The sequence below is a fragment of the Propionivibrio sp. genome, assembly GCF_017995515.1.
Classification (GTDB): domain Bacteria; phylum Pseudomonadota; class Gammaproteobacteria; order Burkholderiales; family Rhodocyclaceae; genus Propionivibrio.
This window is the reverse complement of sequence record NZ_JAGOIT010000031.1, coordinates 21,795-35,618: the sequence shown is the minus strand read 5'-3', so window position 1 is coordinate 35,618 and position 13,824 is coordinate 21,795. Positions and strand designations below refer to the sequence as shown.

Annotated in this window: 11 protein-coding genes and 1 pseudogene; 5 read left to right on the top strand and 7 right to left on the bottom strand. The window is 62.4% G+C overall.

Annotated elements, in window-relative coordinates:
- The 3 genes and pseudogenes from KBA32_RS07170 to KBA32_RS07160 all read left to right on the top strand — a co-directional run.
- Positions 1-108, top strand: a pseudogene (locus KBA32_RS07170) (DNA-3-methyladenine glycosylase I); the annotation flags it as partial.
- Positions 109-212: 104 nt separating this feature from the next.
- Entirely contained in the window at positions 213-2,414 is a 2,202-nt protein-coding gene (locus tag KBA32_RS07165) for a patatin-like phospholipase family protein (RefSeq protein ID WP_294356944.1), read from the top strand.
- Positions 2,415-2,461: 47 nt separating this feature from the next.
- Positions 2,462-2,752, top strand: coding sequence for a hypothetical protein (locus KBA32_RS07160; protein ID WP_294356942.1), 291 nt, complete (start codon positions 2,462-2,464; stop codon positions 2,750-2,752).
- Between the two features lie 65 nt (positions 2,753-2,817).
- On the opposite strand, the gene KBA32_RS07155 is transcribed toward KBA32_RS07160, so the two are convergent.
- Both KBA32_RS07155 and KBA32_RS07150 read right to left on the bottom strand, forming a co-directional pair.
- Positions 2,818-3,573, bottom strand: a complete 756-nt coding sequence (locus KBA32_RS07155) for a DsbC family protein (RefSeq protein ID WP_294356940.1) — start codon at positions 3,571-3,573, stop codon at positions 2,818-2,820.
- 71 nt (positions 3,574-3,644) lie between these two features.
- Complete coding sequence (locus KBA32_RS07150) at positions 3,645-4,829, bottom strand: UbiH/UbiF family hydroxylase (protein WP_294356938.1); 1,185 nt, start codon at positions 4,827-4,829, stop codon at positions 3,645-3,647.
- Positions 4,830-4,922: 93 nt separating this feature from the next.
- On the opposite strand from KBA32_RS07150, the gene KBA32_RS07145 reads away from it, so the two are divergent.
- A complete protein-coding gene (locus KBA32_RS07145) occupies positions 4,923-5,285 on the top strand; it encodes a hypothetical protein (RefSeq protein WP_294356936.1) in 363 nt (120 codons plus the stop codon).
- 7 nt (positions 5,286-5,292) lie between these two features.
- Here the strand turns inward: KBA32_RS07145 and KBA32_RS07140 are convergent, their stop codons facing one another.
- Positions 5,293-6,150, bottom strand: a complete 858-nt coding sequence (locus KBA32_RS07140; RefSeq protein WP_294356934.1) for a putative RNA methyltransferase — start codon at positions 6,148-6,150, stop codon at positions 5,293-5,295.
- A 71-nt stretch (positions 6,151-6,221) separates the two neighbouring features.
- Positions 6,222-7,295 carry a class II fructose-bisphosphate aldolase gene (gene fbaA, locus KBA32_RS07135; protein ID WP_294356932.1) on the bottom strand — a complete coding sequence of 358 codons (1,074 nt, stop codon included), beginning with the start codon at positions 7,293-7,295 and terminating at the stop codon, positions 6,222-6,224.
- A 250-nt stretch (positions 7,296-7,545) separates the two neighbouring features.
- Here fbaA and KBA32_RS07130 point away from each other — a divergent pair, with 250 nt between their 5' ends.
- Positions 7,546-9,750, top strand: a complete 2,205-nt coding sequence (locus KBA32_RS07130; RefSeq protein WP_294356930.1) for a UvrD-helicase domain-containing protein — start codon at positions 7,546-7,548, stop codon at positions 9,748-9,750.
- 406 nt (positions 9,751-10,156) lie between these two features.
- On the opposite strand, the gene KBA32_RS07125 is transcribed toward KBA32_RS07130, so the two are convergent.
- From KBA32_RS07125 to KBA32_RS07115, 3 genes are all read right to left on the bottom strand, one after another.
- Complete coding sequence (locus KBA32_RS07125) at positions 10,157-12,079, bottom strand: hypothetical protein (RefSeq protein ID WP_294356928.1); 1,923 nt, start codon at positions 12,077-12,079, stop codon at positions 10,157-10,159.
- Positions 12,080-12,464: 385 nt separating this feature from the next.
- Positions 12,465-12,944 (bottom strand): thermonuclease family protein, encoded by a 480-nt coding sequence (locus tag KBA32_RS07120; RefSeq protein ID WP_294356926.1) that lies wholly within the window; start codon positions 12,942-12,944, stop codon positions 12,465-12,467.
- A gap of 6 nt (positions 12,945-12,950) precedes the next feature.
- Positions 12,951-13,682 (bottom strand): sulfite exporter TauE/SafE family protein, encoded by a 732-nt coding sequence (locus KBA32_RS07115; protein WP_294356924.1) that lies wholly within the window; start codon positions 13,680-13,682, stop codon positions 12,951-12,953.
- Positions 13,683-13,824: the final 142 nt, after the last annotated feature.

Sequence of the window (13,824 nt, the reverse complement as noted above, 5' to 3'; positions counted from 1 at the left end):
GGTGCGCAGGCCGGGCTGTCGTGGTCGACGATTCTCAAGAAGCGCGAGCACTACCGCGCCGTGTTCGACGGCTTCGACCCGCAGCGCATCGCCGCTTACGACGAAGCCCGGGTCCTGCCCTGCTCGCCGGCTGAATTGCCGTGCACGGCGTCGGCGTGGTCGGGGTGCGCAGTAGAATTCGGCCTTCCGATCAATTCCCGAAACGGTTCGGCATGAAAACCTCCTCCTTCCTCCGCGGCCTGGCCGTCCTTTTCGTGTTGCTTGCCGGCGTGTCCTTCGCGGCTGGCGATACGCCGCAGCGCCCACGCGTCGGCCTCGTTCTCGGCGGCGGCGGCGCGCGCGGCGCGGCACACGTCGGCGTGCTCGAAACGCTCGAAAGGCTGCACGTGCCGGTCGACTGTGTGGCCGGCACCAGCATGGGCGCGCTCGCTGCCGGCGCTTTTGCTGCCGGACGAACGCCTACCGAAATGCGCGAGGAGCTGGCCAAAGCCGACTGGAGCGACATGTTCCAGGACAACCCGAGCTACTCCGAGATCAATTACCGCAACAAGGCCACCTCCAAGCGCTTCATGCCCGGTTCGGAAACCGGCGTCGGCATCGACGGCGTCGCCTATCGGGGCGGGGTGGTGGCCGGGCAGAAGATCAAGCTTTTCTTCAACCGGCTGGTGAACGCCGATCTGGGCGAGCGCGACATCGAGTCGCTGGCCTTGCCGCTGTCGATCGTCGCCACCGACATCGGCACCGGCGAGCGCGTGGTTTATCGCGACGGCAGCCTGACCATGGCCATGCGCGCCAGCATGTCGGTGCCGGGCCTGCTGGCGCCGGTGAATTATCGCGAGCGGAAGCTGGTCGACGGCGGTCTTGTCGACAACCTGCCGATCAGCGAGGTGCGCGAACGCTGCCTGGCCGACGTCGTGATCGCCGTCAACGTCGGCTCGCCGCTGATGAAGGCGGAAGACGTCGGTTCGCTATTCACGGTCTCGGCGCAGATGATCAACATCCTGACTGAGCAGAACGTGAGCCGCTCGCTGGCGCTGCTCCAGCCGACCGACATCTACATCAAACCGGATCTGGAAGGCATTACCGCCGGCGACTTCCAGAAGAGTTCCGAGACGGCCGACCGCGGGCGCGCGGCGGCGGAGGCCGTGTCCACACGCCTGCGGGCGCTGGCGGTGAGCGCTGAAGAATACGAAGCCTGGGCAAAACGCATCGCCTACGTTCGCCCATCGCCGCCACCCGTCGATGCGGTGGTGATCGACCGGCTGAAGACCGTCAATCCGGCCGCCGTCGAACGGCATCTGCGCGTCAAGCCGGGCGACCCGATCGACGATGCGCGAGTCAATCAGGACATGCTGCGCATCTACGGCGACGGCTGGTACGAGAGCGTCGACTATTCGCTGATCAACGTGCGCGACCGCAACATCCTGCACGTGACGCCGGTCGAGAAGAGCTGGGGCAGCGACTACCTGCGCTTCGGCGTCAATCTGGAAACGAACTTCAAGCAGGATTCCTCCTACACGTTGCGCGCCGCGTATGACAAGACCTGGCTCAATTCGCTCGGTGGCGAACTGCTCGTCGTCGGCGAGATCGGGCGCACGAGCCAGGCCGCCGTCGACCTCTACCAGCCGCTCGACGCTCGCCAGCGCTATTTCATGGAAGGCGCGCTGTTCTACGGAAAGGAGATGATCGGCTTCTATCAGGACGACCACAAGCTGGCCGACTTCGAGCAGTTCAAGGGCGGCGCCTCGCTCGGCGCCGGCATCAACGTCGGGCAGCTTGGGCAGATCCACGCCGGCTGGCGGCAGCGCTGGCTGGAATACGATCTGACGACGGGTATCCCGTCGTCGTCATTCCCCGAGCGCTTTGAGGATTCGAACAGCGGCGGCTATCTCGTCCTTGATTTCGACCAGATGGACCGGCTCCACTTCCCGACCGCTGGCTGGTCGGCGCGCTTCGGTTACTTCAATTCCCAGGCCGACGATTACAGCAAGCTGATGGCCGATGTGCGCGGCGCGTACGCGCTCGACGACTATGTGCTGACCGCGAAGGCTACCTATCAGGGCTCGCTGCAGGGAAAACTGCCGATCTACGACGCCGGCACCCTTGGTGGCTTCCACAACCTCGGCGGATTTGCGCCGAACCAGCTGGTCGGCGACGACATCCGCTATTTCGGCCTGCGCGCCGAGAAGATCATCGGCCGCCTGCCGCTCGGCCTGCGCGGCGACATGCGCGCCGGCCTGGCGCTGGAGACGGCCAAGGTCGGTCGTCCCTACTCCGAAACGCACCGAACCGGCTGGCTGAATTCGGCGACGCTCTACCTTGGCGGGGAAACGCCGCTGGGACCGGTATATCTGGGGTACGGGCAGTCCGACAGCGGCACGTCGAGCGTCTATCTCTTCATCGGCACGCCGTGAGCCAACCTATACTGAATTTGCATTCCGGAAGCGAAAGCGAGGAAAACATGGATCGTAACGAACTCAATTCGATGGACGAAGGCGTCTTGACCGTGATCGTCGAGCGCATGCAGGAGCAGCGCTATCCGCGTGCGCTGGAGTTGAAGGAGAAGGTCGATCGCGGCGAAACGCTCGAGGATTTCGATATCGACTTTCTCGAAAAGGTGTTTGACGACTGCACCCGCCTGAAGCCGCTGCTCGATCGTCATCCGGAATACCAGGAACTGGCGGCGCGAATGATGAGCCTCTATCACGCGATCACCACTCAGGCGCTGGCCAACGAACAGGCGTCCTCGTAGGCGGGCGGCGGAAATGAAGCGGGGCGCCCGTGGCGCCCCGCTTTGTCGACGATCGGTCTGGCGTTTTATTGAGCGGCCTGGTCGATCTCGCCCAGCTTCTTCTCGATCTGCGCGATCGGCACTGCGCCCGGAACGCGTTCGCCGTCGGCAAAGAACAACGTCGGCGTACCGGTGATCGCCAGCTTGCGCCCGAGCTCAACCGATTTCCTGACGGCGGTCGTGTCGCAATCGCTCTTGCCGGTCAGCGGCTTGTTGTCCTGCATCCAGTCGTTCCAGGCCTTTGCCTTGTCGGACGAACACCAGATCTGGTTCGACTTCTCCAATGAGTCCGGCGACAGGATCGGGTAGAGGAAGGTGTAGATCGTGATGTTGTCGAGTTTGCCGAGATCCTTGGCGAGCTTTTTGCAATAGCCGCAGTTCGGGTCCTCGAATGTCGCCAGGACTCGCTTGCCGTCGCCGCGCACCTGCTTGACGGCGAGGTCGAGCGGCAGCTCGGAGAAGGCGATCGCGGTGAGCTTCTGCAGCCGCTCGGCCGAGTAGTTCTTCATCGTCTGGCCGTCGATCAGCGTGCCGGCGATGATCGCCGTCAGGTTCTCGTCGGTGTAGAGGATCTGGCCGTCGGCATAGACTTCATAGAGGCCGAGATAGGGGCTCTTGGTGACACTGGAAATCTTGGTGCCAAGCTTGGCTTCCATCGCTTCCTTGACGCTTGCGGACTTGTCTTCGACCTTGGGCGTCGGCGCCTTCCTGGTTGCCGGTGCAGCGAGGCCGGGCGCGCTGAGCGCGAGGGCAAGCATGACCGGCAGGAGTTTCTTCAACATGCGCATCTCCGTTGTTTCTCCGTTTTGAATACGAAAACGTAAAGGGTAAGAAAGGGGCTCTAGCGGCGAGGTCAGAATGCGCCGAGTGCGTAACGGACCAGTTGGTTCTTCAGGACCGGCAGGGCGTTCGTCACGTTCATCCCGACATTGCGCAGCGTCTTCAGGCCGGGGAGTTTCTCATCAAAAAGACGGCGCAGTGTATGAGTTGTGTACTGCATGAGGACGGTTTCCTCGCGCCGTGCGCGCTGGTAGCGCTGCAACAACCGTTCGCTGCCGATGTCCTGCCATTCCGGCGTCGCGCGCAGGAGGTCGGCGAGCGCCTTGGCGTCCTGATAACCGAGGTTGATGCCGTGCCCCGACAGCGGATGGATGCCGTGCGCCGCGTCGCCGACCAGCGCCAGGCGCGCCGCGACGGTGTGCGGCACGCGCATCAGGCGCAGCGGGAAGGCGGCGGGCGCGGTGATCTGTACGAGCCGTCCGAGTTCAAAATGGCCGGCTGCCGCAACGCGCTCGGCGAAGGCCTCGGGTTCGAGCGCCAGCAGTTCGCTCGCGTGCGCGTCGGGCGTCGACCAGACGATGGAGATGCGATGCGTCCGGGCGTCGCCTTGCTGGTCGCCGGCGAGCGGCAGCCAGGCGAGTACGCCGTCGTCGCGGAACCATTGGCGGGCGATGCCGCGGTGCGGCTTTTCGCATTCGAAGTTGGCGACGACGCCCATCTCCCCATACGGCGTGTTGACCGCCTTGAGGCCGGCCGCCTCGCGTACCCAGGAATCGCGTCCGTCGGCACCGACGACGAGTTTGGCGGTGAGCATCTGGCCGTCGTTCAACGTCAGGCGGGCAACGTCCGGGGTGAAGGTGAGTGCCTGCGGCGTGGCCGGACAGATCAGCGTGAGGTTGCTCTGGCGCTTGACGTTCTCCCACAGTTCGCAGGCCATCAGCGAGGATTCGAGGATCCAGCCGAGCTCGCTGACGCCCGATTCGTAGGCAGAGAAATCGAGGCGCGCGCCGGCGTCGCCCATCACTTTCATGGCATGGATCGGTGCGATCCGCTCTGCATCGATATGCTTCCAGGCGCCGATTTCGCGCAGGAAGTCGGCGTTCGCCGGGCTGATCGCGTAGACGCGCGCGTCCCAGCCGGTCGCCGGCTTCGGCGCGTGGTTTTCGACGAGGGCGATCTTGAGGCGGGCGTCGCGCAAGGCGCAGGCCAGCGAGAGTCCGGCCAGGCCGCCGCCGACGATTACGAGGTCAAACTGCATCGGGGATGTGTTCGCGTTTCAGGAAAGAGGCGATTGTGTACCGCACGCCGGACGTTTTACAAGCACTTGCCGTGCGTGATAGAAGGTCGGCCCATGACCGATGCCGACTCCATCCGTTTCCTCCCGCTGATCGTCTGCGCCGAATTCGACTCGCCGATCGACGCGCTGCTGAGCCTCTGCGTACCGCACGACGAGGTGATGGACCTTGTCGCTGCGTCCTGGCTGGATGACGAGCGTGATTGCGTCGCAACGCAGATCGACGGCGGCCGCGCAGTCGCCGTGCTGCGCCTGGCCAGTGGTCGCTGGGCCGCGTGCAACGCCTATCCGCGCCATGCCTGCGCGACGCGCAACGAGGCAAAACGGAGGCTGGCGAAGTTGCGCAAGCGTCACCAGCAGGGACTGGTCGGCAGGTTGACGAAGAGTGAGTGGCTGGCCTTGTTGCCGGCCGGGGAGTAAGCGACGATCACCCGCCGGCTTTACGGCGAAGGCAGTTGAGGCGCACGTCGACCGTCACCGTGAGTGCGGTCAGCGCGGCGGCCTTGGCGCGTCCTTCGGCGGTCGCGCGGTAGAGGTGCGGCGTCATCGCCAGCAGGTCGGCGATCTGCGCCTGGCCGACGAGGTCGAGCGAGTAGCGGATCGATTCAGTTGTGTCGGGAGTGAAACCATCGGGGATGGCGGTCGGTGTGGTGCGTTCCGCCTTCAGCGTCGGGTAGATGGTCTCGCGCAGTTCGCGCAGATGATCGGGGCCGGCATCGACCTGCAGCAGCAAGCCGCCGGTCTTGAGCACGCGCGCGAACTCGGCGTACACGGGAAAGCCGAACATGCACAGCACGCGATCGAGCGCGGCGGTCGGCACCGGCAGGTTGGCGTTGCTGCCGACGATCCAGTTGGAGCGTTTGTCACGCTTGGCCGCCGAGATAACGGCCCATTTCGAGATGTCGAGCCCGAGCAGCGCCAGCGTCTGTTGTTCGCTGCTGCGCTCGGCCGCGTCGGCCAGCTGGCGCAGGTAGTAACCTTCGCCGCAGCCGGCGTCGAGGCAAGCAAGACTGCCCGGCGGCAGGTCGGCAAGAACAGCCTGGCTGACCGCCGCCGCGATCGGCTGATACGCGCCGCTCTCGAGAAAGCGCCGGCGCGCGGCGACCATCTCCTTGCTGTCGCCCGGATCGCGCGAACGCTTGTTCTGCACGGGAAGGAGATTTGTATAGCCCTGCGCGGCGGCGTCGAAGCAGTGACCGACCGAACAACGCCACGACGCATCGCTGCGGCGCAGCGGCGTACCGTCGAGCGGGCAGTTGAGCGCGAGGAAGGGAGTGACGTTCATGCGATGAGGAAGGCGGAAACAAAAAAGCCGGCTCAGAGCGAGCCGGCTTCTTCAGAACCTCGGGATGCCGATCAGGCCAGCGTGCCGATGTTGTTCAGGTCTTCGAAGGCTTGCTTCAGACGGGCCTTGAACGACTCTTCGCCCTTGCGCAGCCAGGCGCGCGGGTCATAGTACTTCTTGTTCGGCTTGTCGTCGCCTTCCGGGTTGCCGATCTGGCCTTGCAGGTAGCCTTCGTTCTTCTTGTAGAAGCCACGAACGCCGTCCCAGAACGCCCATTGCGTGTCGGTGTCGATGTTCATCTTGATCACGCCGTAGGAGATCGCTTCGCGGATCTCTTCGATCGTCGAACCCGAACCGCCGTGGAACACGAAGTTGACCGGCTGCGCTTCGGTGCCGAACTTCTTGGCGATGAATTCTTGCGAGTTCTTCAGGATGACCGGCTGCAGCTTGACGTTGCCCGGCTTGTAGACACCGTGCACGTTGCCGAACGAAGCGGCGATCGTGAAGTTCTTGCTGATCTTCGACAGGCGCTCGTAGGCGAGGGCCACGTCTTCCGGCTGCGTGTAGAGCTTGGAGCTGTCAACGCCGCTGTTGTCGACGCCGTCTTCTTCACCGCCGGTGACGCCGAGCTCGAGCTCGAGCGTCATGCCGATCTTGCTCATGCGGGCGAGGTACTTCTCGCAGATTTCGATGTTCTCTTCCAGCGACTCTTCGGAGAGGTCGAGCATGTGCGAGCTGAACAGGGGCTTGCCGTGCGCGGCGTAGAACTTTTCGCCGGCATCGAGCAGGCCGTCGATCCACGGCAGCAGCTTCTTGGCGGCGTGGTCGGTGTGCAGGACGACGGTCGCGCCGTACATTTCGGCCAGCGCGTGGATGTGCTGGGCGGCGGAAACGGCACCGGCGATCGCGGCACGCTGGCCGTCGTTGTTGAGCGCCTTGCCGGCGTAGAACTGGGCGCCGCCATTGGAGAACTGGATGATCGCCGGCGACTTGATTTCGGCGGCGGTTTCCAGGATCACGTTGACCGTGCTGGTGTTGATGACGTTAACCGCCGGCAGGGCAAACTTGTTGGCCTTGGCGTAAGCGAAGAGGGCATTCAACTCATCACCGGCAACAACACCCGGCTTGAACTTCGGAGCGTTCATGGTCTTGGTTCCAATACACTGTTGATGAAAGCAGCAATCGTACTGCGGAACCCCTTGTCCGGTCAATTTTTGAGCGATTATTCAGAGTTCTACCGCAGTGATTTCTGCTTATATTTCATTGTCTTGGACTGATCGCGCCGATCCGCCCCCGACACCTCCAGTCGATGCGCAAGATCCGTCAGCCGTGCATCGAGAAGGCGTGTCCGGCGCATCGGTATAATCGCCGGCTGCTCTCACGGAACCTCCCGCAATGTCCGACCTGCTCGCCAACCTCAATCCCGAACAACTCGCCGCCGTCACCCTGCCGCCGCAGCACGCGCTGATCCTCGCCGGCGCCGGCAGCGGCAAGACGCGCGTATTGACGACGCGCATCGCCTGGCTGATCTCGACCGGGCAGGTCGGCCCGCACGGGATTCTCGCCGTGACGTTTACCAACAAGGCGGCGAAGGAGATGCTGGCGCGGCTCTCGGCGATGCTGCCGATGCATTTTGGTCACTCCGCGCGCGGCATGTGGATCGGGACGTTTCACGGGCTGTGCAACCGCCTGCTGCGCGCCCATCACCGCGAGGCGGCGCTGCCGGCGACCTTCCAGATCCTCGATTCGGCCGACCAGCTGTCGGCGATCAAGCGTCTGCTGAAGAACCTCAACGTCGACGACGAGAAGTACCCGCCGCGCGAGCTGGCCCACTTCATCAACGCGCACAAGGAACAGGGCATCCGCGCCGCGCAGGCCGAGGTCTACGACGACTACACGCAGCGCCGCGTCGATCTCTACGCCGAGTACGACGCGCAATGCCAGCGCGAGGGCGTCGTCGATTTCGCCGAGCTGCTGCTGCGCACTTACGAACTGCTCTGCCGCAACGAGCCGCTACGCCGGCATTACCAGGAGCGCTTCCGCCACATCCTCGTCGACGAATTCCAGGACACCAACCGACTGCAGTATGCGTGGCTGAAGCTGCTCGCCGGCCACGACGCTTCGGGGGCGCAGCCGGACGGCGCGTGCCTGTTCGCCGTCGGCGACGACGACCAGTCGATCTACGCCTTTCGCGGCGCCGAGGTTGGCAACATGCGCGACCTCGAACGCGAATTCAAGGTCGCCAACGTCATCCGTCTCGAACAGAACTACCGCTCGCACGGCAACATCCTCGACGCGGCGAACGCGCTGATCAAGAACAACCGCGGTCGGCTCGGCAAGAACCTGTGGACCGATGCCGGTGCCGGCGAACCGATCCGCGTCTTCGAGGGTTTTTCCGATCTCGACGAAGCGCGCTTCATCGTCGACGAAGTGCGCGAGCTGGTGCGCGAAGGAATGCACTGCACGCAAATCGCTTTGCTCTACCGCTCCAATGCTCAATCGCGCGTGCTTGAGCACCAGCTCATTAAGTCCGAAGTCTCATACCGAATCTACGGGGGAACACGCTTCTTCGACCGCCAGGAAGTGAAGCACGCACTCGCCTACCTGCGCCTGATCGCTAATCCGGACGACGACACGGCGTTCGCACGCGTCGTAAATTTCCCGACGCGCGGCATCGGCAGCCGCAGCGTCGAGGCGCTGCAGGAAGCCGCGCACCGTGCCAATTCGAGCCTCTATAACGCGGCGGCCAGCCTGTCGGGCAAGGCCGGTGCGTCGGTCGGCAATTTCATCCGGCTGGTCGAATCCATGCGCAACGAGACGCAGGGCTTGCCCTTGCCCGAAGTGATCGACCACCTGATCGAGAAGAGCGGCCTGCGCCAGCATTACCTCGGCGAGAAGGAAGGCGGCGAGCGGCTGGAGAACCTCGACGAACTGATCAACGCGGCGACCAGCTTCGTGCAGGAAGAGTCCGACACGCTGGCCAACCCGGTCGACGCCGATCCACTCGCGTCCTTCCTCGCACACGCTTCGCTCGAAGCCGGCGAGCATCAGGCCGGCGAAGGGCAGGAGGCGGTGCAACTGATGACCGTGCATGCCGCCAAGGGACTGGAATTCGACGTCGTCTTCATCACCGGCCTCGAACACGGCCTCTTCCCGCACGACAATTCGACGCAGGAACGCGATGGCGTCGAGGAAGAGCGGCGCCTGATGTACGTCGCCGTCACCCGCGCGCGCAAGCGCCTGTATCTCACGCACGCGCAGACGCGCATGCTGCACGGTCAGACGCGCTACTGCGTGCCGTCGATGTTCCTCGAAGAGTTACCCGAGGACCTGCTGCGCAAGGTCGGCAACGTGCCGTCGTATGCGGCGAAGGTGCCGTCCGGTTATTCGTCCGGCGGCACGGCGACGAAACTCTCAGCCAGCGAACCGGCGACGGTCGGCGGCTTCCGCATCGGTCAGAACGTGCAGCACGCCAAGTTCGGCCTCGGCGTGATCGTCTCGGCCGAAGGGCGGGGCGCCGACGCGCGCGTTGAGGTTAATTTCGGGACGCACGGCATGAAATGGCTGGCGCTGGAATACGCGAAACTGACGCACTGCTGAGCGTCAACGGCGTAATCCATTTCCTCATGTAACGCGCGGAGCCCTGCGTAATTTCACCGGGCATTCATGCAATAATCGATCCATGTCCTGCTCATAATCGATTGAGCACTGCAAACATAGGGATTCCATTCCGTAGCGATGCGGAGAGGAATCCGTTGATATCCTTGCCGACCTGAACGGTTCGAGTCCGATTTCCATGCTGATCGGCCTTCAGTTGTCCGACCCTTGCGATATGCTCCAAACCGACACTTCGGTGGAAGTGCACAAAATGCAGGACTTCGCCAGCCTCGCGCATAAATGCTACTTTAGCAATGGGGAATCCGAAAACTTTCAAACCGCCCGCTGCGACGATCTCGTCTCCATTGGCAGCACAGCGGCGCTATTCAGCGCAAAATCGCATGGGCTTTCATTTGATCTGCGAGATGTTGGCGCAGGCGCCGCGCAGGTCTTTGCACAGCGAGGCTAGAATGGCTTGCGGTTCCGCTGAGTTGAGCTTGCGTTTTTTCACGTAGGCGGCGACCGCTTGCTGCGTCGCGTTGTCAATTTGCCCTGTCGCGGTTACTTTGTAGCCCAAGCGCTTCAAGTTGTTCTGGATGTCCAGCACGACGAGGTCGACCGTCGGCATCAACAGCGTATTTGCCGGAGATGGGACGAAGAAGCCTATTTTCTTTAGTCCCGCTGCAGCTTGCGCATAGGGTATGAAATGATTGAGATTCAGGGTTTCTTCGATCATGTTCATCGGAAAGTTGTCCCAGCGGGGTAACTTGTTCTGGTGCGACAACCAACCTAAGCTCGCGCCCAGAGAAGCAATTCCAATCGAGAACCAAACAAATCGCTTGAGCGGTTGCCAGTTGCGCCCGTGCTGTCGGTACTCGGCAGGTACCGCGCGGCGGCGAATGGCGCTAACCAAGGCGCTGAGGCTTGCCGCGAGTGGCGACACCGTGAGCGTTAGCAAGGTGGCACTCAGTGCTGTCAGCAGCCACACGATCGTCAGGCCGAAATACCCGTCCGGCGCATTTCGTTCCAACCAGTTTTGCGCGCCCAAAAACAGCAGTAAAAACGGCAATGCCATCACACCAGTCCACGACCATAGCGAATTGGGCGGCGAAACTTTGTCGAGCAACGATGCCATGCATTGCCCCAGCAGTTTGGCCGAGTCGATGGAGATGTAGCTATCACAAGCAGCCAGTACTTCATTTCCGGGTTCTGCACGCTCTCTGCCCTTAAGCTTGGCAACTGCTTTCATCGCTCTGTCCAGCACCGGCTGGCCTGAGTACCGGACGAAAAATCTTTGGGCCCGGTCGTTGCTAAACGCTTTCTTGCGTCCAGACCATATCTTTTTCAGGTCGGTCAGTTCTTCAATGAACACGTCATCAAAAATGGGGGGCTTGATAAAGGAGAGCGCATGTTCGCCAATCGCTGCCGCCATGTACTGCTTGCCGCGCAAGCCAACATCCAATTCGACCGTGGTCGTGCTGGCCTGGTAGGCAACCAACCAGGCGTCGTTTCCTGCGTTACGGTGACCCGTGCAATCAAAGTCGATATAGCGAACCACTTGCGACACGGGAAAGCGCAGCAGGAATTCAAGCAATCGATTTTGTGACAAGCTGGATTCGGCAGTGGCTGTCACCGAAGGCGTGGCGTCTACGGTGACATGGCAGATGTCAGTGAAAAAACCATGGCCTTGGCAATCAGGGCACGTTTCGGAGCCCGAGCCTTGGCAGCGTCGGCAGGTGACGCGACCGCTAGCGCCGCACCATGAGCATGACTGCTGATAGTGCTCGCTTCTTCCCTGGCCTCTGTGATCGCTCACCCAGCGGGTTTCGGTTGTTGATCCTGATCCGTGGCAGTGAAAGCAGGTCTCACGCCCGGATCCGTGACAGCTCCCGCACGTGATGTTTCCGGTCGCGCCGCAGCGGCGGCAATTTACGTGAACCGAGTGCTGACCAAAGTCCCAGATGGGTTCAGGTTGCCCGGACAGCCCCAGGGATGTGCCGCCCAGGCGCAGTAACTTATCGATGAATGGCTGGCGTATGGGTTGGTGTGTACGACCCATCTCGCAACGTTGTGTGGTCTCAGCATCGAAGCCGTGACGGTTATCGCCGAAGTGCGTGCTGACCGCGCCATTGCCGATGACCCGCTGGATGTGTGCGTTTGGAACAAAGCGCCACCGCACCTCGTAACTCAAGTGGCACGGACAGGCTCGCGCGCCGAGATTCCTGACCTCGGACTGGTCGATCTGATTGCCGTGAATTAGCGTAGCAATAGTGGCATGGAGACGCTCGACGATTCGTGTGTTCGCAGGGTCGAGTGGCGGAAGTTGAGACATGGGCGCCGACCTTATCCGCAGTGGCTTCGCCTCGCTACAATGGGCGTGCTGGCAGAGGCAAACTTCATCAACTGATTCATGACATTTCTCTCGTGTGCGCCTGAACGATCATTCGTTGGATTCTGGCATTGACAGGCCTTTGTGTCGATTTCTCTCTCTGGCGAGATTCGTGTGCATGAAAGGCCGAAAGAGCCACTTGTCTTCGATCAAACAGCCAGACGAGGCTGCTCCGAACCGTAGAATGCTGCACGGTCAGGCGCTTTTCGCCATCTCTTGGTGCGTTGCCCGAGGAACCGCTGCGCAAGGTCGGGCATACACCCACGTGCAGGTGAATTTCGGCACGCACGGCATGAAATGGCTGGCGCTGGAAGACACCAAGCGTCGTTCAGGGACGTCGCCATTGCCAGGGCGGCACCGGATTCTTGCTGTTCCACAGGCCGAAGCGGCGGATCTTGGCGTTGAACTCGGCCTGCTGGTAGTCCGCGCGCTCCTGCTCCGTCTGCAGCGACGCGTGCTGCGGGTTCCACCAGGCCATGCCGGCGCGCACCAGTTCGAGTGCGACATCCTTACCGCCGATCCGCACCCGGCAGACGTTCTGCGCACCGAACTTGCGGCATTCTGCGCTTAGCGCCTGATTCGCCGCCAGCGCCGAGAGGGCGGTGCGGGCGTTCTGCCCGAACGCCTGGGTGACCCACGGCGCATCGATCCCGAGCAGGCGAATCTCGCGTTGGCGGTGCGAACCATCAACCACCATCAGGGTGTCGCCGTCGACGACGCGGTAGACGCGCCCGTCGAGCGGGTCGGCGCCGACCGTCACCGTCGCGAGCAGCAGGAAGAGACCACCGAGCCTTGCCGCGCGGCGCACGGTCGTCTAGAGAAAAAGCCGGATGACGGCGACGAAGGTCATGCCAATGACCAGCCAGCGAAAAGGCTTCTCCGGTACACGCCTGACCACCGCAACACCGATGACGGCGCCGACGAGAATGGCCGGGATCAGCGCGGCGCTCATCAATAACGTCGGTACACCGATGTTCTTCCAGAAGAAGATCTGCAGCGGCAGCTTGATCAGGTTGATGACCATGAAGAACCAGGCCGAGGTGCCGAGAAAGCCCTGCTTGTCGTAGCGCCGCGCCAGCAGGTAAACGGAGAAGATCGGGCCGGCGACGTTGCCGATCATCGTGCAGAAGCCGGCCGTCAGGCCGATCAGCGCGAAGAACCACGTCCCATCGGGCGGATGCACGCGACTGCCCTTCGTTTCCAGCACGACGAGGATGCACAGGCAGACGAGCACGGAAACGCCGATCAGCAGCACGAACAGCCGGTCGTCGATCAGGTTGCCGACGCCGATGCCGGCGATCAGGCCGGCGATCGTCCACGGCAGCAGGCGGCGGATGCCGGCCCAGTCGCCGTGGCGGTGATACCAGGTCACGGCGAAGATGTCGCCGATGATCAGCATCGGCAGCAGGATGCCGGTCGAGGCCTTGCCTCCGAAAACGGCGGCGAGCAAGGGGACGACAATCATCACCACGCCGCCGATGCCGGTCTTGGAAAAGCCGACGAGCAGGGCCGCCGCGACGATCATCGCGAATTGCCACGTATCCATGCCGCCGAAGAGTCCTGCCCACTGCATTGTTTCGCCCATCTACGCAGTATACCCAGCCGGAAGGGAGACTCGAAGCTTGCCTTGAAAATTCTTTTCCAAAGCTTAAAGAAAATCGGAAAAAACATTGAAAAACAAGGCGAAA

Excerpts from the sequence above, each read along its gene's own strand:
- KBA32_RS07140 (WP_294356934.1), bottom strand. The coding sequence starts at position 6,150 with ATGAACGTCACTCCCTTCCTCGCGCTCAACTGCCCGCTCGACGGTACG.
- KBA32_RS07165 (WP_294356944.1), top strand. The coding sequence starts at position 213 with ATGAAAACCTCCTCCTTCCTCCGCGGCCTGGCCGTCCTTTTCGTGTTG.
- KBA32_RS07130 (WP_294356930.1), top strand. The coding sequence starts at position 7,546 with ATGTCCGACCTGCTCGCCAACCTCAATCCCGAACAACTCGCCGCCGTC.
- KBA32_RS07145 (WP_294356936.1), top strand. The coding sequence starts at position 4,923 with ATGACCGATGCCGACTCCATCCGTTTCCTCCCGCTGATCGTCTGCGCC.
- KBA32_RS07160 (WP_294356942.1), top strand. The coding sequence starts at position 2,462 with ATGGATCGTAACGAACTCAATTCGATGGACGAAGGCGTCTTGACCGTG.
- KBA32_RS07155 (WP_294356940.1), bottom strand. The coding sequence starts at position 3,573 with ATGTTGAAGAAACTCCTGCCGGTCATGCTTGCCCTCGCGCTCAGCGCG.
- KBA32_RS07125 (WP_294356928.1), bottom strand. The coding sequence starts at position 12,079 with ATGTCTCAACTTCCGCCACTCGACCCTGCGAACACACGAATCGTCGAG.
- KBA32_RS07150 (WP_294356938.1), bottom strand. The coding sequence starts at position 4,829 with ATGCAGTTTGACCTCGTAATCGTCGGCGGCGGCCTGGCCGGACTCTCG.
- fbaA (WP_294356932.1), bottom strand. The coding sequence starts at position 7,295 with ATGAACGCTCCGAAGTTCAAGCCGGGTGTTGTTGCCGGTGATGAGTTG.
- KBA32_RS07115 (WP_294356924.1), bottom strand. The coding sequence starts at position 13,682 with ATGGATACGTGGCAATTCGCGATGATCGTCGCGGCGGCCCTGCTCGTC.